The 22,548-nt window shown below is 65.3% G+C and carries 14 protein-coding genes; 5 read left to right on the forward strand and 9 right to left on the reverse strand.

Translation table 11 applies throughout. The features are described from left to right. Nucleotides 1–11: 11 nt before the first annotated feature. Entirely contained in the window at nt 12–1,247 is a 1,236-nt protein-coding gene (locus G6R19_RS01430; protein ID WP_163161621.1) for a BTAD domain-containing putative transcriptional regulator, read from the reverse strand. Between the two features lie 474 nt (nt 1,248–1,721). Between G6R19_RS01430 and G6R19_RS01435 the strand changes: the two genes are divergently transcribed. Further along, complete coding sequence (locus tag G6R19_RS01435; RefSeq protein ID WP_163161623.1) at nt 1,722–6,836, forward strand: peroxidase family protein; 5,115 nt, start codon at nt 1,722–1,724, stop codon at nt 6,834–6,836. A 237-nt stretch (nt 6,837–7,073) separates the two neighbouring features. On the opposite strand, the gene G6R19_RS01440 is transcribed toward G6R19_RS01435, so the two are convergent. Further along, nucleotides 7,074–7,856 carry a hypothetical protein gene (locus G6R19_RS01440; protein WP_163161625.1) on the reverse strand — a complete coding sequence of 261 codons (783 nt, stop codon included), beginning with the start codon at nt 7,854–7,856 and terminating at the stop codon, nt 7,074–7,076. 1 nt (nt 7,857) lies between these two features. After that, entirely contained in the window at nt 7,858–9,555 is a 1,698-nt protein-coding gene (locus G6R19_RS01445; protein ID WP_163161628.1) for a multicopper oxidase domain-containing protein, read from the reverse strand. 197 nt (nt 9,556–9,752) lie between these two features. On the opposite strand from G6R19_RS01445, the gene G6R19_RS01450 reads away from it, so the two are divergent. The 3 genes from G6R19_RS01450 (at nt 9,753) to menD (ending at nt 15,154) form a co-directional block, all read left to right on the forward strand. After that, on the forward strand, nt 9,753–10,778 hold the full coding sequence (locus tag G6R19_RS01450; protein ID WP_163161630.1) for an o-succinylbenzoate synthase: 1,026 nt from the start codon (nt 9,753–9,755) through the stop codon (nt 10,776–10,778). A 217-nt stretch (nt 10,779–10,995) separates the two neighbouring features. After that, nucleotides 10,996–13,071, forward strand: coding sequence for a PhoX family phosphatase (locus G6R19_RS01455; protein ID WP_163161632.1), 2,076 nt, complete (start codon nt 10,996–10,998; stop codon nt 13,069–13,071). A gap of 403 nt (nt 13,072–13,474) precedes the next feature. Beyond that, on the forward strand, nt 13,475–15,154 hold the full coding sequence (gene menD / locus G6R19_RS01460; RefSeq protein ID WP_240341751.1) for a 2-succinyl-5-enolpyruvyl-6-hydroxy-3-cyclohexene-1-carboxylic-acid synthase: 1,680 nt from the start codon (nt 13,475–13,477) through the stop codon (nt 15,152–15,154). A gap of 27 nt (nt 15,155–15,181) precedes the next feature. Here the strand turns inward: menD and G6R19_RS01465 are convergent, their stop codons facing one another. From G6R19_RS01465 to G6R19_RS01490, 6 genes are all read right to left on the reverse strand, one after another. Then, nucleotides 15,182–16,006 (reverse strand): VOC family protein, encoded by an 825-nt coding sequence (locus tag G6R19_RS01465; protein ID WP_163161636.1) that lies wholly within the window; start codon nt 16,004–16,006, stop codon nt 15,182–15,184. Then, nucleotides 16,003–17,229, reverse strand: a complete 1,227-nt coding sequence (locus G6R19_RS01470) for an aminotransferase class I/II-fold pyridoxal phosphate-dependent enzyme (protein ID WP_163161638.1) — start codon at nt 17,227–17,229, stop codon at nt 16,003–16,005. The genes G6R19_RS01465 and G6R19_RS01470 overlap by 4 nt, the downstream gene beginning before the upstream one ends. A gap of 252 nt (nt 17,230–17,481) precedes the next feature. Next, nucleotides 17,482–18,285, reverse strand: coding sequence for an amino acid ABC transporter ATP-binding protein (locus tag G6R19_RS01475; RefSeq protein ID WP_163161640.1), 804 nt, complete (start codon nt 18,283–18,285; stop codon nt 17,482–17,484). A 12-nt stretch (nt 18,286–18,297) separates the two neighbouring features. Further along, nucleotides 18,298–19,089, reverse strand: a complete 792-nt coding sequence (locus G6R19_RS01480; RefSeq protein ID WP_163161642.1) for an amino acid ABC transporter permease — start codon at nt 19,087–19,089, stop codon at nt 18,298–18,300. A gap of 150 nt (nt 19,090–19,239) precedes the next feature. After that, entirely contained in the window at nt 19,240–20,043 is an 804-nt protein-coding gene (locus G6R19_RS01485) for an ABC transporter substrate-binding protein (RefSeq protein WP_163161644.1), read from the reverse strand. A 178-nt stretch (nt 20,044–20,221) separates the two neighbouring features. After that, a complete protein-coding gene (locus G6R19_RS01490) occupies nt 20,222–21,625 on the reverse strand; it encodes an isochorismate synthase (protein WP_163161646.1) in 1,404 nt (467 codons plus the stop codon). A 100-nt stretch (nt 21,626–21,725) separates the two neighbouring features. Here G6R19_RS01490 and G6R19_RS01495 point away from each other — a divergent pair, with 100 nt between their 5' ends. Then, nucleotides 21,726–22,511 carry an alpha/beta hydrolase gene (locus G6R19_RS01495; RefSeq protein WP_163161648.1) on the forward strand — a complete coding sequence of 262 codons (786 nt, stop codon included), beginning with the start codon at nt 21,726–21,728 and terminating at the stop codon, nt 22,509–22,511. The last annotated feature ends 37 nt before the right edge of the window (nt 22,512–22,548 follow it).

Here is a 22,548-nt window from a genome sequence, read left to right on the forward strand (position 1 = left end):
TGCCGGGCCGGTCAAACTGCGTGCTCGGGCACCAGCGGTTTTGCCTTAAGGGTGCTTAGCAAGGCGGCAAGTGAACCGTCCATCGGCAGCAGCTCGCTGATGCCCGCGGCGGCTGCCTGCCGGCGCCACTCCGGCGTCGGCGCCTCCACCAACATCACGATTCGGGTGGCGGGTGCAGCAGCAAGTACGCGCTTGGCCGCACCCAGCCCGTCGTCGTCGCGCAGCCGGTCGTCAAGAATGACGACGTCGGGCGTCAGCTTGCGGACCAAATCAATCCCCGATTCCGCAGAGTCGGCACCTCCCAAATGGTGCAACTCCGGTTCGCGATCCAAGGCATAGGCAAGCAACTCAGTTATGGTCCGCTGACTATTGATGACCAGGACGCGAATTCCTTGCGACTCTGCAGTGGGCCTGACCCGGGGCACCGTAAAGTCGGCGGTGGCCTCCAGCAGGCGGGAGTAAATGGCCCGCAGGGCGGGACCCGGCGCACAGCCCATCTCCCGGTCCATAATCCGCCTGCACTGGTCGAACGCACGCAAGGCCTCCGTGGGCTTGCCTCCACTTTCCAGTGCACGGACCAGAGCCGTCCAGGCCTGCTCGCTGAGGGGATCATCCGCAAGGGCCTCCCTTGCCCAAACCGAGGCCAGTTGGGACTGGCCCAACGCCAGGGCTGACTCCGCCGCCAGTAGCCGGGCATTGAAGACACGCGCTGCATGACGAATTCGCTCCGCTTCGGCCCAGGACGGCAACAGCTCATCGCCCAGTAGCGGGCCAGAAGCCAGGTCAAGAGCCTCCCGGAGCAGGACAATGGCGTGTTGGGGCGCTGCCAATTCAGCCCTGCGTACCAGTGCCTCGAAGCGGTCCAGGTCCAGGTCCACCAGCGACGTGTCCAGCACGTAGCCGCCGGTCACCGTCCGCAAAGGGCCGTCCTTGCCCCTTCCGGGCTGCAGATGGCGCCGCAGCACACTGACATAGCTTTCCAGGCTGGGGAGAGCCTCCGCCGGGGCCTGCCCGGCCCAAAGGACGTCGATAAGGCGGTCTTTGGAAACCGGTCCGCCCAGGTTCAGCAGAAGGAGTTCGAGAATTTGCCGGGGCTTCGGGCCGCCCAGTTCCCCATAGCCCAGGACTGTATCCCCGCGCCGGATCCGGAGCGGACCGATGATTTTCGCATCGAGCCGGCAGGGACCCGGCCCCGTGAGGACAGCTGGCATGGTGACATCTGAAACTGTCAGATTTACTGAGTTCATCCGTGAACCTTTGATCAGTTGCGAATTTCTGCCCAAGTGTTGCTGTTTCCCAGGCCCGGGACACGAGTAGGGGCTACCTGTTGACGGAGGAGGGCTTACCTGTTGGCCGCTCGGGATACCTATGTCCGATGAGGCTAGTGGCTTCTTTGCCGGTCGAAATTCGCTTGGGCAACGGCGGTTGTTGTTTCATCCGCATTCCCTCAGGCACTGTGTTTGCCCTGTTCAGCGCTTGGCTGATTAAGGTTTTTTAGAGGTGGCCGCTGCACCATGACTCATTCCATCCCTCCTAACGGCAGGCATGTCATGAGACCCTCCAATTGGGCGCCCCTGGGCCCGGACGACGGTAGGCCGTCCGCGCCTCAACACAACGAAGAAAGCAATTTCCACGCCAGACGCGGGCGCCACACGGCCATCCGCCCGGCACGTGAGAGGCCGGCACGTATCCGGCTGGTTGCGGCCATCGCCGCTATAGTCATGCCCGTTGGCATAGGACTTCCCGTCGTCGCCGCCAACGCTGTCACGGCGCCGGTAGGCCAGGGATTCACCGTAACCCCTTCGGATCTGGCGTTTATCCTGAAGCAGATCAAGATTGCCGAGGCGCACGCTGCAACGCGGTCCCCGGAGCATCCGTGTGACACCATGGTTGGCACCGGCCCTGATCAGATCGCGAGCCCCCTCGTCTCCATGGGGCTGCGCACAGTGGACGGTTCCTGCAACAACCTCGTGCCAGGCCAGGAAACGTTCGGCGCCGCCGACCAGGTATTCCCCCGCCTGACCACGCCGGTATTCAAGAGTGCCGAGGACTCACCTCCCGCGTTCGGCCCTTCCCAGCCGACCTCGTACGCGCAGAAGAAGGGCTCCGTTTTCGACTCTGAGCCCCGCGTCATCAGCAACCTGATCGTGGACCAGACCTCAACCAACCCGGCCGCGGTGGCAGCAGCCGGTAACCCGGTCAGGTCGCAGGGCAACGAGGGCATCGTCCCATGCACGACGGATCCGGATCCCTCGGCTACGCCGCCGATCGACGAAATTCCTGCGGGCTGCGTGCCGTCGCACCAGACCCTTTTCATCCCGAACGTGACCACCGACGTCGGCCTCTCGCCGCCCTACAATTCGATGTTCACCCTGTTCGGCCAGTTCTTCGATCATGGCGTGGACCAGACCGTTAAGGGCGGAGGCACGGTGTTTGTGCCGCTGAAGGACGACGATCCACTGATCGCGGGTCCGGACCACGTCCTGGGCAATGGCGACGACCTGGCCCCGAACCTGCGCTTCATGGTGCTGACCCGGGGCCAGAACCAGCCGGGGGAAGATGGTGAGCTGGGTACCGGGGATGACATCCAGGATGCCCTGAACACGGACTCGCCCTGGGTGGACCAGAGCCAGACCTACACCTCCCACCCGTCACACCAGGTATTCCTCCGCGAGTACGTCGACAACAGCGACGGCAAGCCGGTGTCCACGGGAAAGCTGCTCGGCGGTCCTGCGGGTCCCACGGCTGGCGGCATGGCCACCTGGGCCACCACCAAGGCACAGGCTAAGGAGCTGCTCGGTCTTGACCTCCAGGACGCAGACGTAACGAACATCCCCATGATTGCCGCAGACCCCTACGGCAAGTTCCTCCCTGGTCCCAGCGGTCTCCCGCAGTACGTGACCACAACCGGCATGGTGGAGGGCAACATCGGCTCTCCGGTTCCTGTTCCCGCGAATGCGCTGCACTTCGAAACGCCGTTCCTGACGGACATTGCGCACAATGCGGACCCCACCCCGGTGGATACCGACCACAACCCGGGTACACCACCGGTCGCTCCGGTCCCGGACGAAGACAACGTGGCCTCGGCCGACTTCGCCAGCCAGCCGGCGGGAACCTATGACGATGAAATGCTCAACGCGCACTTCATCGCCGGCGACGGCCGTGTGAACGAAAACATCGGCCTGACCGCCATCCACCAGATCTTCCACTCCGAGCACGACCGCCTCGTCGGCGACATCAAGAATGTGCTCACCGGCGACACTTCAGCGGCCGGCGTTACTGCGCTCGCCGAGTGGAAGCTGACCCTGGGCGCGGCAGACTGGAACGGTGAGCGCCTCTTCCAGGCGGCACGGTTCATCACCGAGATGGAGTACCAGCACCTGGTCTTCGAGGAGTTCGCCCGCAAGGTTCAACCTGCGATCAACCCCTTCGAGCCGTTTGCGTTCACCCAGACGGAGCTCAACCCCGCGGTCAAGGCTGAATTCGCCCACGCCGTGTACCGCTTCGGCCACTCGATGCTGACCGAGACGATCTCCCGCAGGAATGAGGACAGCCCCGGTCCCGACAACGAATTCGGCACCTCCGACGACGAACTGGGAAGTCAGAACGACATCTCCCTGCTCGAGGGGTTCCTCAACCCGCCGGAGTACACCAACGGCGGGCCTGCCGGTCCGCTCACCTCCGAGGAGGCTGCGGGCAGCATCATCATGGGTATGTCGGACCAGGCCGGTAACGAGCTCGACGAGTTCGTGACGGACACGCTCCGCAACAACCTGCTGGGTCTGCCCCTGGACCTGCCGACCGTCAACATGACACGAGCCCGCTCGGAAGGAATTCCGCGGTTGAACGTCCTTCGGCGCGAGCTTTACGGCTCGACCAACGACGGCCAGCTGAAGCCCTACATCAACTGGATCGACTTCGGCGAGAACCTCAAGCACCCGGAGTCGCTCGTCAACTTCGTCGCAGCCTATGGCCAGCACCCGTCCATCACCGGCGCTACTACGCTGGCGGGCAAGCGGGAGGCTGCACGACTGATCGTCAGCCCCAACTCCGGGGACGTTGCTCCTGATGATGCGTCTGCGTTTATGAACAGCACGGGCGCCTGGGCCAACGACGGCACCCTGTCGATCACCGGCCTGGACAACGTGGACCTCTGGGTCGGCGGTCTCGCGGAGCAGACCGTTGTGTTCGGTGGCCTGCTTGGCAGCACGTTCAACTACGTCTTCGAGAACCAGCTGACCGACCTGCAGAACGGCGACCGCCTGTACTACCTGGCGCGCACGCCGGGCATGAACCTCCGCAGTGCACTGGAGGGCAACTCCTTCGCTGAACTGATGATGCGCAACACGAACGTGCACAGCCTGAAGGCCGATTCGTTCGCCACGGCGGACTGCAAGTTTGAACTGAAGAAGCTGGCAGGCACCACCGCCGGCTTTACAGCCTCCGGCAACACCGTAACGGATGACCCGGACTCAGACTGCGATGAGGCCGCCCTGCTGATCCGCATGCCCGACGGTACGATCAAGTACCGCGCCAGGAACACCGTGGACCCCTCCGGGATCAACGGACAGAGCGTCTACAACGGCACCGCCGGCGCGGACCGCATCTTCGGCGGGAACGACAGCGACACCTTCTGGGGTGGTGCCAGCAACGACATCATCGAAGGTGGTGACGGAGCCGACGTCGCACTCGGCGGCGAAGGCGAAGACATCATCACCGACCTCGCCGGCGACGACGTGCCCAAGGGCGGTCCCGGAAACGACGCGATCGACGCCGGCCCGGGCCTGGACATCATCATGGGTGGAGATGGCAAGGATTTCACGAACGGTGGAGCGAATGCCAACGAGACGTTCGGTGGAACCGGCGACGACTTCATTATGCTCGGTCAAGGCATCGATGCCGCGTTCGGCGATAGCGGCGACGACTGGGAAGAGGGCGGGGACCAACCTGACCTCATGATCGGGGACAGCAGCAACCTGTTTTTCCTGGATGACTCCCAAAAGCCCGGACACGACATCCTGATCGGCCAAGGCGGCGACGACGACTACGACATGGAGGGCGGTGACGACGTCGGCCTCGCAGGACCCGGCGTTGAGAAGGTCGCGGGAGCCTCGGGATACGACTGGGAGATCGGCCTTCAGGATCCACAGGCACAAGACGCGGACCTGAACCTCCAGATCCCGCCGCTGGATATCCTGGAAGTGGGAGTCCGGGACAAGTTCAACGAGGTGGAAGCACTCTCGGGCGGGAACCTCGATGACACCCTTCGGGGCGATGACATTGTTCCGAGCGGCGTCGGCGGTGCCGGATTCATCGGATGCGACGTGCTGGACCAGGCAGGCGTTGACCGCGTTGCGGGCCTTGACCCGTTGGTACCCGCGCTCGCCACTCCGGCGGATACAGTCATTGGGGCATCTGCATCCAGTAACTGCCCGCTGCTGGTCCCGGGCAGCAATGTCTGGGGCGATGGCAACATCCTTCTCGGCGGCGGCGGCAGTGACCTCATTGAAGGACGCGGCGCCGATGACATCATCGACGGCGACAAGTACTTCAGTGTCCGCCTTAGTGTCCGCACGGACGCGAACAACCCCGCTTCGGAGGTTGGCAGTGCGGCCGGCATGACCACCCAGTACCTGCGGGACGGCGCCGGCAAGCTTACCGGCCCCACTCTCCAGGAAGCCGTGTTCGCGGGAACCGTGAATCCGGGCAACGTCGTGGCGATCCGCGAGATCCTGGCGGGCTCCGGTGGCACGGACACCGCGCTCTTCTCGGGCCCGCGGTCCAACTACACGATCGTGGCCACTCCGGCAACGGAAACCGAGTTGGCCAAGGTGACGGTCACCCAGACCGGCGCTGATGTGGCCGGCCAGCGGGCCAGCGACGGGACCGACACGCTGCGGAACATCGAGCAGCTGCGGTTCTCCGATCAGGTGGTTGCCCTGGCTGTGCCTGTTGCACCGGCCATCGGCACGGCGGCTGCTGGCAACGGCTCCGCCACGGTCGGCTTCACGGCACCTGCAGCAGGCGGGTCGCCGATCACGGGCTTCGAGGTGGTCGTCAGCGCTGGCGGCTCAGCAGTCCGGACAGTCACCGGTGTTCCTGCGGCGGCCACCAGCGCCGTCGTCACCGAGCTGACCAACGGCACCGCGTACACCTTCCAGGTGCGCGCGATCAACGAGTTCGGCGCGGGCGCACTGTCGGCCGTGTCCAACGCCGTCACGCCGGCAGCTGGGGCTCCGGGTACTCCCACCAGTGTGGCAGCGACTGCCGGAATCAACTCAGCGACGGTTACGTGGACAGCTCCTGCGAATGACGGCGGGTCCCCTATCACCGGCTCCCAGATCGAAGTCCGCACGGGAACCACGGTAGTCACTACTGCCACCTTCACTAACGCGGCCACCAGCCAGGTGGTTACCGGACTTACCCCGGGCACCACTTACAGCTTCGTGGTCAGGGCCGTCAACAACACCGGAGCGGGCGCGGCATCGGCGGCATCCAATGCGGTTACGACGCCCAACCGGCCGGGCGCTCCGGTAATCGGGAGGGCAAGGCAAGGCGACAACCGCGGGCCTGTGACAGCCTCGATCGCCTGGACACCCCCGGCCACCACGGGCGGCTCACCGATCACCGGCTACAAGGTCACCGCCCTGCGGATGAGCTCGGCGGCAAACAACGCCACCGTGGTTTCAAGGACGGACTCCGCGGTCCTGCCGGCGACGGCCAGGAACCTGGAGATGACCCTTACCGGCAGCAACTACCGTTTCGTGGTGGTTGCCATCAATGCGGTGGGCACCAGCCCGGAGTCCGCCCGCTCGGGCAGCGTGGTGGCGCGGTAGGAAAGGCATAGCGCAGCCAGCACCTGCAGCTGGCAAGTGAAGGGGGTGGCCGCGAGGCCACCCCCTTTCGCTGTGCCTGCGGACCGTGGTGGGCCGCCATCGGAGACGCGCCACACTCTGCGGGCCGTCGTTGCAGGCACAACGGCGGGGTCAGGCCGGCTAGGATTTCATCCCAACCGATCTGGCCCCGTCGTCGCAATTTGGGGTGCTACTGGAGGTGCAGCGGTTCCCTTCGGTTCAATGCCCGTGTACGGGTTCCCCGGTCCCGGCACTGCCGGCCTCAACCGGTTCGTTGTCCATCTCCACGCCGGTTCCGGTGCCCGACCGGGGGCGCACTTTGACGGCGTCGGCAGTGGTCCCCGAGGCCCGCGCAACGCCCCGACGGACGGCCTCCACCGTCTTGTCGCTCAGCAGAGGCCCGGTGTAGCCCAGTTCCAGCTCCTTGTCGCCGGCACGGGCCTCATAGTTTCCCAGGGCATCCGCAAGGATGCCTTCCAAAGCTATGCCATCCGCCACTGCCTGGGCCTTCGCCGAGTTGACCGCGAACCGGAGATCATGAACGAGTACCTGGGCCACGCGAACCTGGTCCAGTCCCGTAAACGCGAGGTCGTGGCCGAAGGCAAGGTCAACCAATTTACCGCCATGAGCACTGGTGGCATCACTGGGCAGGGCAACAATTATCTCGGGCACCGTATCCTGCAGCACGCTGGCCCCGAGCACGTCCGGAGATATCTGCGACACTGCCAAGCCAAGGCTGCCCGCGGCAGTACTGAGGGCGGTGCGAAGCTTGTCCAGGTCGGCGTCCGGTGTGGGGTAGACGGCCACAACAATGCGCCGACGGACCATCAGCCCGTCATAGCTGACCCGGGGCCGACCATTGCCCAGCTCGGGACCAGACCCGGCCGTCAGGACCACGCCGGACGGGTCGGAAGGAGGTGAACCTGGCGGCGCTCCGGCAGTGCAGCCGGCCAACAAGGAAGAAGCCAGCACCACCGAAACGGCAACGGCAGCCCCCTTCATCTCAGGTACCCGCCGGGTAGCCTGGCTGGTATTTCGGAACAAAGAAGTTGGCGGCCAGGGTGTCCGGGACGGCCGGGTCCGAGGTGACCGGATCGTTGTTCCGAAGGTCACCCACGGAGAACTGGACCATCATGTCGTGGTCCTCGTGCACAAGGTTGTGGCAGTGCACCATGTAGCGTCCGCCCGTGTGGGCTCCGGTGTCGAACTGGGTGAGAAGGGTGACGGACTCGTTCTCCCCGGCGTAGAAGACGTCCTTGGGGCCAGTCTCCCAGGCGAACGGTTTCCCGCCGTTGGTGTTGCGGCCGATGATCTTGGCATCGATCAGATGAATGTGGACCGGATGGAACCAGCCACCGGATCCGTTGGTGATGGTCCACTGCTCGACGTCGAACGGTTGCGGGTTGCCCAACACTTTGGTGAACCCTGAGTTCTCCACATCGGCCCACGTGACGCCGCTGATCACCCATTCTCCGTGCTCGCGTTCCACCCTCAGCTCCCGCTTGGCCACCACCAGATCCGGTGTCAGGCTCATGGTGGACAGGCCGCCGCGGGCGGCATTCGGCGAGCCGCCGTCGTCGAGCAATTTGGGAATTGCGGAAAGCGTCCCCTTCCCCGAACCCGAACTGCGCACAACCTCGAACTGCATGATCTTGTCGGTATTGGCAAAGTCGACGTTGTTCTTGTTGCTCAGGTTCCGCAGCTGGATCTTCTGCCCCGCCTTGTACTTCCGGAAGTCGATGAGGATCTCGTAGCGCTCGGCAGTTCCCTGCCTCCATGACTGGACTGCCTGGACCTTCGGCACCATGCCGCCGTCAGTGCCGACGATATAGACCGGCTCGCCCGTGGAGAGTGTGGGCCGGTAGGACCGGGTAATCGAGGCAACCAGCACCCTGAAACGGTAAATACGCGGCTTCACCTTCATGGTTGGCCACGGCACGCCGTTGACCATAATGATGTCGCCCCACAGGCCGTCGTGGTCGTTGTCGTTGTAGCCAAACGAGCCGTCGGCATTGAACAGGGCATCCGAGATCATCAGCGGCACATCAAACTCGCCCTGCGGCAGCTGGTTACGCTCGAATTGATCGGACAAGGGGTAGAAGCCGGCCAGCCCGGAGTACACGTTCTGGGCCGTCACGTGGTGTTTGTGATCGTGGTACCAGAGCGTCCGCCCGGTTTGCCAGTTCGGGTAGCGGTAGTTCTTGACGTACCCGGGCGGGGTGGTGTCGTTGGCGTACCCGTCGTACTGGGGGAGCGACGCAGAGCCGTGGAGGTGGGTGACGGTCTGGAAAGCCATCGGATGCAGCAGGCCAAGCGCCGGGAAGTCATTGCGGATCCGCACCTCCGTTCGAGTCCCCTGAACGGCCCGGATAGTAGGGCCGGGGAAAATGCCGTTGTACCCGGCAAGAGTGGTGGTAAGCCCGGGCACAAACTGGGCTTGTCCAAGCTTCTGGGTCAGCGCGTACTTGGCATACGGGCGGCTGCGGTCACCGTCGTCGAAGCCGGTTTCGAAGGGCTCCAGCACTGGCGGCCGGCGGAAAACGCCGGCAAACGGTACGGGCGTGTTTTGAGGCGCAAGCTGGCTCGTCGTGATGGGCGGCGCCGTGGGAGGAGGAACGGTGAACGGGGTTTCCGTCCTCCCCAGGAGACTGAACGCCCCCAGTGTTCCGCCGAGCTTTAGGACTTCCCTGCGAGTTGTCATGACGTCTCCTCAGTGGCGAGTGATGCCTGCGGCTTACGAACCACCGCAGAGGTGCCCGATGGCTCAGATCAAGCCGCCCGGCGACGTGTTGGCCGTTTCCTCTTTCTGCATGGATCACGGCTGGCTCAATCCTGTTCTGATGATGCCTTGGGCAGCTTGTAAAAACTCTGCCCAGAGGTGGCCGATAGAGTGAAACCATGCCCGCCCACCCCGAACATCAGCCCCGGAACGGGTTTCAGAGCATTCCTTCCGTGGAGCAGCTCGTTAGGTCAGCGCACGTGGTCAGCCTGCCCATGCGCGTGAAGTTCCGCGGCATCATGGAGCGCGAGTCCCTGCTGCTGCAGGGTCCGGCAGGGTGGGGCGAGTTCTGCCCGTTTCCCGAGTATGACGACGTGGAGGCCTCCCGGTGGCTTGCCGCGGCGATCGAGGCGGCCTGGACGGGGTTTCCCGCTCCATTGCGTCCGGTGATTCCCGTCAACGCAACCGTTCCCGCCGTTCCGGCTGACCGGGTTTCGGAGGTTTTGGCGCGCTTTGGCAGGGTGGACGCTGTGAAGGTCAAGGTTGGCGAGCGCGGCCAGACGCTCGACGACGACGCCGCCCGCCTCGCCGCCGTCCGTTCCGCCCTTCCGGATGCGGCCATCCGGGTGGATGCCAACGGGGGCTGGGACGTTCCGGCGGCTGTCGAGGCGCTCACGCGGCTGGCCAACGTCGGCCTGGAATACGCCGAACAGCCGGTGCCCACCATCGACGGGCTGGCCGAGGTGCGGCGTGCCTTGCGGGCCGCCGGAACACCCGTGCTGATCGCGGCGGACGAGAGCGTCCGTAAGGAATCGGATCCCCTGCGCGTGGCGCGTGCCGGCGCGGCCGACCTCATCGTGGTCAAGGTGGCGCCGCTCGGGGGAGTACGGCGGGCCCTGGACATCGTGGCGCAGGCCGGACTTCCCGCCGTCGTGAGCTCAGCGCTGGACACCTCCGTGGGGATCCGTGCTGGCCTTGCCCTGGCGGCGGCGCTTCCGGAACTGCCCTACGCGTGCGGGCTGGGTACGGTGTCCCTGTTCGAATCCGACATCACCAAGGATCCGCTCGTGGCCGACGACGGCGCCATCCGCCTCCGCGACGTCGCCGCCGACGAGGGGCTGCTTGAGCAGTATGCGGCTCCGCCAGAGCGCCGGGACTGGTGGCTGGCCCGGCTCCGCCGCGTCCATGCCCTCCTCACCGCCTAGACGCTCTCTCACTTGATGTTGGTCTAATCCGGACCCTCTCTCACTTCTCGGGCTTTTTCGGCGAACGCTCCATCACCTCCCGCCCCTTTTCTGCGAACGCTCTTTCTCATCCCTGCAGGTCACGAGCGGTTAACCGGAGCTTCACCTTGTTGACTACTGCGCGTAGAAACCGGCTGACAGGGTGAGGGAACCGCATCGATTTTCCCTGGAGGCCCCCATGTCTGAAACGACTGCCCGCAAGTTCACCCTGCTGCCGATGCTCGGCCATACCAAGGGCAAGCGCAGTGCCGTAACCTGCGCCCTGAAGTGCGACAACGCTTGCGCAGGCGACGTCTGTAACACCAGCTCCAACAGCTACTTCCGCGACATCGCCTCCGCCACAATGTCCCGCCGCGCCGCCCTCGGCTTCGGCGCCGCCGGTGCGCTCGCCGTCGTCCTCGGCAGTGCCGTCACTTCGCCGGAATCCGCCAGCGCTGCCGGCCTCTCGAAGGCTGCGAAGGAAGGCTTCGGCAAGTCCAAGCTCCAGTTCACGGCCATCCCGTCGATTGATGCCGCCGTGGACGCCGTCACCGTTCCCGAAGGCTTCACCTGGCAGCCGGTCATTCGCTGGGGTGACCCCATCTTCAACGACGCGCCGGAGTTCGACCTGAACAACCAGACGGCCGCCGCGCAGGAAAAGCAGTTTGGCTACAACAACGACTACACGGACATCCTGGAGATCCCGGGAAGCAAGGGCCGCCGCGCGGTGCTCTTCTCCAACCACGAGTACACCAACGAGAACATCATGTTCCCGGCCACCATGCCTGCGGACCAGATGCGTGCTGTGGGGGCAGCCGCACACGGGCTCACTGTGGTGGAGCTGGAGCGCCAGAACAAGAACAAACCGTGGACCTACGTCAAGGGTGCGCCGCTGAACCGCCGGTACCTTAATAACACCGTCTACGAGCTCACCGGCCCGGCCGCCGGCTCAGCCCTGGTCAAGACGAAAGACGATAAGGACGGCCGCTTCATCAAGGGCACGCTGGGCAACTGCGCCGGCGGCACCACCCCGTGGGGCACCATCCTCTCCGGCGAAGAGAACTTCAACGGCTACTTCGTCGCGCCGGGCACCTCCGCCGAGGACAAGCGCTACGGCCTGACCAACAAGGCCACCGCGCGTAAGTGGGAGATAGACGAGAAGCGCTGGGACACCCGCAACGCCGGCTACGAGAACGAAGCCAACCGCTTCGGCTGGATCGTGGAGGTTGACCCGTTCGATCCCGATTCCACCCCCAAGAAGCACTCCTCGCTGGGCCGCTTCAAGCACGAGGGCGCCAACGTGATCGTGGCCAAGTCCGGGCACGTGGTGGCTTACTCCGGTGATGACGAGCGTTTCGACTACCTGTACAAGTTCGTGTCCAAGGACAAGTACCGCGAGGGCGACCGCAAGCACAACATGACGCTGCTGTCCGCAGGCAACCTGTACGTCGCCAGGTTCACGGGCAACTCACCTGCCACTGAGATCACCGGCACTGGCGCCGTTCCTTCCGATGGTGCTTTCGACGGCATCGGCGAGTGGCTGCCCCTGGTGGTAGACGGTAAGTCAGCTGTTCCGGGCATGTCCGTGGAACAGGTACTGGTCTACACCCGCCTGGCCGCCGACATAGTTGGCCCCACCAAGATGGACCGCTGCGAGGACGTGGAGCCCAGCCTGCACACCGGCAAGGTCTACGTGGCGTGCACCAATAACTCCAACCGCGGCACGGGTTCTAATGAAAAGGCCACTGAAGTCAACCCGCGCAACGAGAATCGCGACGGCCACATCGTGGAAATCACCGAGACCGGCGACCAGACCTCTACCACGTTCACCTGGAACCTGCTGATGGTCTGCGGCGATCCCGCCCAGGGCGACGTCACCTACTTCTCCGGCTTCCCGGTGGACAAGGTTTCGCCCATTTCGTGCCCGGACAACCTCGCGTTCGACTCCGTGGGCAACCTGTGGATCTCCACCGACGGTGCCCCCTCCGGCATCGGCCGGGCGGACGGCCTGTTCAAGGTCACTTTGGACGGCGCCGAGCGCGGCAAGGTGGAGCAGTTCCTCGCCGTCCCGCGCGACGGCGAAACATGCGGCCCCATCATCCACGACGAGGAGCGCACGGTGTTCGTCTCCGTGCAGCACCCGGGCGAGGACGGTAAGTTCGAGGCGCAGGTGTCCTTCTTCCCGGATTACGTCAAGGAAGGCACGACGCCGGCTCCGGGCCAGGCGCGCGCGCCGCGCCCGTCCGTGATCCAGGTGTTCCGCACCGACTCCTAGGTCCCCTCCCGCCCTGCGACGCTCTCTCACTTAACGCGGGTAATTCCAGGACGCTCTCTCACTCTCTTCAGGAGAGTGATAGAGCGTCCCGGGTTAAGGCGCATCAAGTGAGAGAGCGTTGGCCGTTAAGGCGCATCAAGTGAGAGAGCGTTGGCCGTTTTGGCGCATCAAGTGAGAGAGCGTCCTGTTTTAAGGCGCATCAAGTGAGAGAGCGTTGGCCGTTTTGGCGCAGGAAGTGATGGGGCGTCGGGGGTGGCAGACTGGTTTGGTGACTTCGCACAACGATTCCGCCCAAGACGCTTCAGATCAAGACGCCCCCCACCAGGACGCATCCGCTACCGACTCTTCCCCCGCGGGGACTTACCCCGCAGGCGCTTCCGACGCCGCGCCTTCGTTGAGTGCCGTGGCGGCGGCGCGGATCGCCGTCGGGGTCTTGGTCGACGGCGGTGTGCAGCACGTGGTGGTGTCGCCCGGGTCCCGGTCCGCTCCCATGGCCTACGCGCTGGCGGAGGCCTCGGCCCAGGGCAAGGTGGAGCTGCTGGTCCGCATCGACGAGCGTTCCGCCGGCTTCACGGCGCTGGGCCTGGCCCTGTCCACCGGCTCGCCCGCCGCCGTCCTGACGACGTCCGGGACCGCCGTCGGGAATCTCCTCCCGGCGGTGATGGAGGCAAACCACGCGGCCGTCCCGCTCATCGTCCTGTCCGCTGACCGGCCGGACGAGCTGCGCGGCACAGGCGCCAACCAGACCACCATCCAGCCCGACATCTTCGGCGAACAGGTGCGCTTCGCCGTCGACGTCCCCGCAGGCACTGACCCCGAACGCGCCATCCGGACCGGCCTGTCGGCGGCCACCGGAGCGTTCCCTGACCTGGCCCCCGGCCCCGTCCAGCTCAACCTGGCGTTCCGCGATCCGCTGGTTCCCGAGGCCGGGGCGGAGTTGCCGGCGGCGGCAGAACGGCCGCGATACCGGCTGGCCAGCGAGCCGCTCGTGATGAACCTGCCGCCTGCATCCGGGAACCTGCCCGAACGACGCACGGTGGTACTCGCAGGGCACGACGCCGGCCCGGTCGCCGAGGCCTTCGCCCGCGCGCACGGCCTGCCGCTGCTGGCCGAGCCGTCCTCCAACGCCCGCTTCGGGCCGAACGCCGTGGGCCCGTACCGCCTTCTGCTGGAGCACTTCGGAGCCGGCGCCGCAGCGCCCATTGAGCGGGTTGTCCTGTTCGGCCGGCCAACGCTGTCCCGGCCGGTCGCAGCCCTGCTGGCCCGCGCGGACGTTCAAGCCGCTCTCTACCAGCCGGTTCCGGTGGCCTGGTACGAGCCCGGCCGGCGCACTGAGCTGCCCCTGGAAAGCCTTGCGGACCTGGCAGATTTTGCCGGCCGCGGCCCGGCAACATGGCTGGATACCTGGCTGCTTGCCGGATCGGCCGCCCAGCACGCGCTGGACCGCATCCTGGCTGAGGGAGCGGCGGCCACCGGTCCGGCCGTCGGCTCGCTGGTGTGGGAACACGCCCGGGGCCAGCTGCTGCTGGGCTCCTCCAACGGAATCCGCGACGTGGACCTGGCCGGCCTGCCCGCTCCTGAACCTGCCGCCACCGTTTATGCCAACCGCGGCCTCGCCGGGATCGACGGCACCATCTCCACGGCCACCGGCATTGCACTCGGCGGGCGGCAGGAAACCACCGTCCTGCTGGGCGATGTCACCTTCCTGCACGACGCCGGCGGCCTGCTCCTGGGCACCGGGGAGGAGGAGCCGCACCTGCGGATCGTTGTGCTCAACGACGCCGGCGGGGCCATCTTCGACTTGCTGGAGCACGGCGCGGTGCGTGAGGCGGGAACGTATGGTGACGCCGTCGAGCGCCTCTTCGGCACCCCCCATACCGTGGACATTGCGGCACTTGCTGCAGCGTACGGCGTCGGGCATTGCTCGGTAAGTACGACGGCGGCACTCGCCGAGGTGCTCACGCAGCCGATCGAGGGCCGCAGCATCATTGAAGTCCGCACCGACCGGCAGGGCCTGCGCGCCCTGCACGGCCGGATCAAAGAGGCCGTGGCCGCCGCGGTCGGGGGAGTACTGGTGCGGTAGCCCACAAGCGGTGAGCGGAGAAGGCCATCAGCCCGTCGGCGGCGTGAACTGGCTGGCGCTGAACGTTGCTCCCTGCGGATCCCGGATCAATGCCTCCCGCGTCCACCCGGTGTCGTACTGCCGAAGGATTTCGGCCCCCAGCCGGATAGCGTCAGCAACAGTCTGGTCCCGGTCGGCAACGGCGAACGTCACGTGCCAGTGCGGCGGTTCGCCGGCGGCAGTTGCTACGACCCAGGCGATCGCGTCATCGAAGCCGGGTGGGGCGGCGATTTCTGAGTGCTCGATCCTGATGTCCGGGTAGATGGTCGCCTCAAGGTGGTCGCCATAACCCGGCCGGCGAACCATCAGCCCGAAGCCGACGTCGTCCACCTGCCAGCCGAACGCGTCCTCGTAGAACGCAATGCCCCCGCTGGGGTCAGCCGTACGCAGGTCGCTGAAATTCCAGGCTCCCGGCTGATTGACCGCCTGCGCCCCCAGTCGCCGCTTCGGCTGCCAGATGCGGAAGTTGACTCCTTCCGGATCGGCCAGCAACGCTCCGCGGCCGCCTTCTCCCGCGTCTGCCGGTGGGGCCAGCACCTTTGCCCCGGCGGTCACCAGCCGCCGGACTGCAGCGTCGGCGTCATCGACTGCTATGTAGGTGTTCCATGCTGTTCCCTCCGCGCTGCTTGCTATCCCGGCGACGTCACGGCCGCCCAGCTTTGCTATCAGATACCTGCCCGGCTCCCCGGGCGGCATTACATCCTCGAAGGTCCAGCCAAAAAGTCCGCCGTAGAAATCAGCAGCCGCGTTTACGTCCGGCTGCTCGGTGTCCACCCAGCACGGGACACCCTGCGGGTAGGTCCGTTGGTTCATGCCTCGCTCCTGTTCATGCTTTCCTTCATTGCGGCTTCGAATGCAGGCAAGCTGCGTTCGATCATGTCCTCGTTGGCAGTGAGGGAGATCCGGAAGAAGCCGGGCGTCTCGAACAGCACACCCGGGAAAACAAAGACATCCCGGCGGACGAGTGACTCGGTGAATGCCTCGTCGTCCGGAATAGGGGAGGTGGCAAACAGGTAGAACGTGCCCTCCGGCCGGTGGACGCGGTAACCCATGCCGCCCAGCGCGTCCACCAGCCGGTCCCGGCGCCGCTGCAACTGCCCGACGTCGATGGTGAACGTCTCCAATTCGGGAAGCGCGTGCTGCAGCAGCGCATTCGGGTACACCCACCCCATCGCCACCTGCAGGCCAGTGATGGCGGGGCGCATCTCCTCCCGCTGCGGCATCGTGGGCGGCAGCGCCAGGTAGCCCACCCGCTGGCCCGGAGAGAGGTGGGTTTTGCCGTAGGAATAGGCCAGCAGCGTGTGCGCATAGAACTCCACGGGACTGTGGAAGCGGAGGCCATCGAACACAATCCGGTTGTAGGCTTCGTCTGAGACCAGGTAAATCCGCCTGCCGATCCTCACCGAGGCCGCCTCCAGCATTTCCGCCAGCCGGAGCAGCAGCTCGGGAGGGTAGATCCGCCCCGTGGGATTGTTGGGTGAATTGACGATCACAACCCTGGTGCGCTCCGTAATGGCAGACTCAATTGCGTCCAGATCCAGGTCGAACGTTGCCGTGCTGACTTTTACCTTCACCGGGACGAGGCCTGCTTCAAGGATCAGCGGCTCGTACAGGAACCACGGCGGCAGGCTGAAAATCACCTCATCACCCGGATCGCCGACCGTCTTCAGCGCCAAGGCAATGGCGGCAAAACCTCCGGTGGTCAGATAGATGTCCTCCGACCTGAACGGCACATCCAGCAGCCGCTGAAGGGATTCCGCGGCCGCCTCCCGGGCAGTTTCGCCGTTGGTCTGGTACGCGAACCACTGGTCGTGCTGCGGAGTAAGGGCATCCCGCAGCGTATTGACGTACCGGTCGGCCGGCATCTGGTGCGGGTTTCCGAATGTGAAATCACAGACGTCCGACTGGTCCTTCCGGCGCAGGGTGGCGGCCGTGAGGTAGGCGTCAACCCGTTGGAACGAGGGAATTGATGCCAATTGTGCAGCGCGGACTGATACAGCCGAGGTTGGCCACGGTGTGGTTGTCGGGTCCGTCATGCCAGCGCTCCTCTTTTGGCCGGCCCGGCTGGGACGGCACGGCGGATGGGCAGCACGTTGCTGAGCCAGGGCTGTAATGGGACCTATTGTGTGCCGGGGCACCGCGGAAGTAAATGCCCGGGCACTAAGCGCGTGCCGCCGTCGAACGCGTTACGAGTGGCGGCGCGCAAGCCACCCCCAACGCAGAAATTCCCTGCCGCCGCGGATACATCCGGGCGCCAGGGAATCTGTGTTTCGAAACTGGAGGGAAGGTTACTCCTCGATATCGATGTGCGTCGGGTCGAGCACGCGGCGCAGGAACTCCTTCGTGCGTGCCTGTGTGGGGGCGGAAATGACCTGCTCGGCCACGCCTTCCTCCACCACAATGCCGCCGTCCATGAACACCACGCGGTCGGCCACTTCACGGGCGAAGCCCATCTCGTGGGTGACCACCAGCATGGTCATGCCCTCCTTGGCAAGGTTTCGCATCACGGAGAGGACATCGCCCACGGTCTCGGGGTCCAGGGCCGAGGTGGGCTCATCGAACAGCATCAGCTCCGGATCCATGCTCAGCGCGCGGGCAATGGCCACACGCTGCTGTTGGCCGCCGGAGAGCTGGTCCGGGAAACGGTCCGAGAGGTGTCCCAGTCCCACGCGCTCCAGGTTGTGCATGGACACCTTGTCCGCCTCGGCCTGGGACCGCTTGAGGACCTTCGTCTGGGCGATGGAGCAGTTGCGCTTGGCGTCCAGGTGCGGGAACAGGTTGAACTGCTGGAACACCATGCCCACCTTGCGGCGCATCTTGTCGATGTCCACATCGGGATCGGTCGCCTCGAAGCCGCCCACGTGGATGCTGCCCTGGTTGGGCTGCTCCAGCAGGTTCACGCAGCGCAGGAGGGTGGACTTGCCGGAGCCGGACGGCCCGATCAGGCACACCACTTCGCCGGGAGCCACGTTCAGGCTGATGCCTTTCAGGACCTCATTGGATCCGTAGGACTTTCGCAGGTCCTTGATCTCCACGCCGGCGGCGTGGACGGTTGCCGTGCCACCGCGGGAGTTGTTTACGACGTCGTTCATGGTCTTCGCTGCCTATCGGTTTGACCGCGCGGTGCGGCTTTCGAACTTCCGGGCCAGGAAGCTCAGGGGGATGGTGATCACCAGGTAGAAGGCTCCGGCCACCAGGAGCGGGGTCAGGCCTGCGCCGAGGCTGGAGATGCCGTCGCGGCCGAACTTGGTGAGCTCGTACTGGGAAGCGGTGAGGCCCAGGACGTAGATCAGTGAGGAGTCCTTGGTCAGCAGGATGACCTCGTTGGTCAGGGGCGGCAGGACGATCTTGAACGCCTGCGGGATGACGATGGTGACCATGGCCCGCCACTGCGGCATGCCCAGGGAGCGGGCTGCTTCCAGCTGGCCCTTCGGTACGGCCTGCAGGCCGGCACGGAGGGTTTCGGCGATGTAGGCCGAGGCAACCATGCCCAGCGAAATCATCACGATCACGGTGATGTTCCACGAGACGCCGAAAGCCAGCGGGACCCCGTAGCCGAAGGCGATGAAGACCAGCAGCGCCGGGATGCCGCGGAAAAACTCGATGTAGCCGGTGGCGATCCAGCGGTACAGCGGGAAGCTGGAGAGCTTCATCAGGGCCAGCAGCAGGCCGCCGGAGAGGCCCACAATGAAGCCGAGGAAGGTGTAGATCAGGGTGTTCACCAGGCCGGTCACGAAGATGCCGGGGAACATGGGGCCGATCTTGCCGAAGTTGAAGACGCTGTTGCCGATGGTCTCCCAGTCGGTGGCCAGGATCAGCGCGGCGATGGCCACAACAAAGATTCCGGCCTGGACGTACAGGCTTACTCTGGCTCGCTGACGTGCGGTCATTGCCATGGGTTGCTCACATTCGTTGTGCGTGGCAGAGGCCCCGGACGGACTGCGGCACAGCTCGTCCAGGGCCCCGGCTTCGTAGTTCTCAGGGCCGTGACAGAACCAAGGCGGGGGAGCCTCAGGCCTGCACGGCGACTACTTGGCGGTGGTTGGCTACTTGGCGGCTTCGCCGAACCAGGTGGTCTTGAACTTCTCAAGGGAGCCGTCGTCGGTCAGGCGCTTGAGGGTGCCGTTGACCTTCTCAGCCATGGCGGTGTTGCCCTTCTTGATGGAAATGCCCAGCTGTTCGCCGGTGGCAAATTCCTCAACGCTCTTGAACTTGGGCTGGTCCTTGATGGCGTAGCCCAGGACGGACTGGTTGCCCAGGGCTGCGTCGATGGTGCCGGCCTCAAGGGCCTGCACCAGGAGGCCCGTGTCCTCGAACTGCTGGGCGTCGAGGCCCTGCTCCTGCGCGTAGTCGGCGCCGGTGGTGGCCTGCTGGACGCCCACCTTCTTGCCCTTGGCGTCGGCCAGGCCGTTGATGCCGGAATCCTCGCTGGCTACCAGGGCCAGGTCGTCATCCAGGTAGGGGGTGGAGAAGTCCATGACGGCCTTGCGGGTGTCCGTGATGGAGATGGAGGAGATGCCCAGGTCGCACTGGGTCAGGGCGGTGCCGGTTTCGATGGCCTCGAAGGAGCTGTCTACGATGCTCAGTTCGGCGCCGAAGTCCTTGGCGAGCTCCTTGGCGATATCCACGTCGAAGCCGACCGTCTGGCCGTCCTTCTCGAATTCGAACGGCTCGTAGGGGATATCCGAGCACACAGTGAGCTTGCCGGAGTTGATGAGCTGGATGCCGCCTTCGGAAGCTGCCGGAGTGGAGCTTCCGCCGCCGCAGGCCGTGAGGGTGAGGGCGCCGGCGGCGAACAGTGCTGCTGCCTTGGCGGTGATCTTGGCCGTGGCCAGGGACTTGAGCTGCATGTTTCTTACCTTTTGTTGCAGGAGTATGCGGTACTAAATCGGTTCATAGTGTAGCGCCGTTTAGGAGATGTGCATCACACGAAACTTAGATTCACTATTGGATAACCAAGTTACTGCTGTTTTCAAGCCTAGGGGAAGGGGAGTGTCTTGGATGCCGGACATTCTGGCCAAAGGGAACCTAGTTGCTGATTCCGAGCGACTCCAGCATCGGCCGGAACTTCGCCCAGGTCTCGGCGAGCTCGGCTTCCGGCAGCGAGCCGTCAACTATGCCACAGCCGGCGTACAGCCGAACCGTGTCCTGGGACTCGATGACGGCGCCACGCAGGGCGATGCCCCATTCTCCGTTTCCAGCGGCGTCCAGCCATCCCACCGGCCCGGCGTAGGGCCCGCGGTCCAGGTGCTCCAGCTTGCGGATCAGCGCCCCAGCCACCTGGGTGGGGGTTCCGCAGACGGCAGCAGTGGGGTGCAGGGCATTGATCAGCGCCAGGCAGGTTGGGACGTGCCCCTCCACCTCGGTCAGCTCCGCCTTGACGTCCGACGCTAGATGCCAGACATTGGGCAGCTCCAGGATGAACGGCTCGTCGTGGGCGTTCATGGCTTCCGAGAACGGCGCCAGCTGGGACGTCAGCGACTGGATGGCGATCTCGTGCTCGTGCCGCTGCTTCTCCGATCCCGCCAGCACACGGGTGGCGTAATCCATGGGAAGGCCGTCCTCCCCGTGCGCATCGCGGCGGTCCAAAGTGCCGGCCAGCACGCGTGCCTGTGCCGTGCGCCCCTCCACCTGGATCAGCATCTCGGGTGTGGCACCCACCAGCCCGTCCACTCCGTAAGTCCAGCATTCGCGGTACCGGCTGGCCAGCTCGCGCAGCACCTTGGCAGCGTTCACGCCGGAGGGAACAGTGGCCACAACATCCCGCGCCAGCACCAGCTTCTCCAGCGCGCCGGTCTGGATTTCGGCCACTCCCGCGGCTACGGCGGCCATCCAGTCCTTCTCACTCAGCGAGCCTGTGTGCAGGGTTGCGCCGGCCGCCAGGGGCAGGGGACGTACGACGGCGCCGCCCGCCTTTGCATTAGCGGTGCCCGGGGTGCCGTTCCCGGCGAAGTCCGCTGCCGCCGTCGTGCTTCCCGCCGCCGCGCTGCCACCGTCGGAATCGCCCCCCAGCCAGCGGTCCAGCGCGGCGAGGGCGCCCGCCTCGGTGAGGGGGCCGTCGTCGAACGTCAGCTGGGTGACCCAGACCTGTCCGTCACGGACGCCCACCACAACCTCGGGCACGATCAGCCGGGACTGGTGGGCTGACGTCTTAGAGAAGGCGAAGGAGCCAAAAGCCACGGGACCGGTGCCGGGGAGTTCCACGGAGTCGATGATGTCGGCCTCAAGGACCAGGTGGCGCCACCAGATATCGGCCTCGAGGAAGCGTTCCGGGCCGGTGGCCGTGAAGCGGGAGATCTCGCCGAAACCCACCAGTCCGGCCTCGCGGCGGGTCCAGCAGAGGACATCGTCCCGGACCAGAAACGACGGCAGCCCCCCGGCGAATTTTTGGCCATCAAGGGGGACTGTCAAGGTGCGGAACGTGCTGGTCATGATTGCTCCACGGTACTCCTTTTTACCCGTCGTAAAGCGCACAAGGGAGTACCGTGGGCTGCGCATACCCCAGAACGCACGCCCGGCGTAGCCTTCAGTAATGGACTCCGAGGTCCGCATCCTGAAGCTTCCCACAGGGATTACGGTGCCGTGCCTGGTGCACGGTGAGCCGCCAGCGAAGCCGTTGCTGCTGCTGCACGCGTGGGGTGAATCGCGCCGCAGCTTCGACCGGCTGATCCCGCTCCTCGCCAATTTCCGGGTTCTCGCCCCCGACCTGCGCGGCCAGGGTGAGGCGGACAAACCAGTTGATGGCTACTCCCTTCAGGAACAGGCTGAGGACGTTTCGGCGATCCTCGACGCCCTGCACTTGACGTCCGCGTCCATCCTGGGCTCCTCCAGCGGCGGCTACATTGCCCAGCAGCTGGCCGTCAGTCATCCGGAACGGGTGGACGCACTGGTCCTGGTTGGCGCGCCGCTGACCCTTAACCGCAGGCCGGCGTTCGCGGACGAGGTGGAAGCCCTCACCGAGCCCATTGACGAGGACTGGGTGCGGCAGTCCCTCCTGTGGTTCCAGCTGGGCAGGCCGGTTCCGCAGTGGTACCTGGACGACCGCGTGCGCGACGGCCTCAGCATGCCCGCACACGTCTGGAAATCCGCTCTTGCAGGGCTTTGCCAGGCCACACCGCCCCTGGACCTGGGAGCCATCCGCGCGCCCACCCTTATCCTGCGGGGTGAACAGGACCATCTCCTGCCGCAGGCCGACCACGAAGTACTTGCTGCCCGCATCCAGGGCTCGCTCCTGAAGGTCTATCCCGGCGTCGGCCATGTGGTCCTGTGGGAGGATCCGGAGCGGGTGGCGGAGGACACCAGCGCGTTCCTGGACTAGCTTGGCTGGCCAGCTAGGACCGCTGGGGCAGGGCTTG

It is taken from the genome of Arthrobacter sp. Alg241-R88 (assembly GCF_900537115.1).
Lineage (GTDB): Bacteria > Actinomycetota > Actinomycetes > Actinomycetales > Micrococcaceae > Arthrobacter.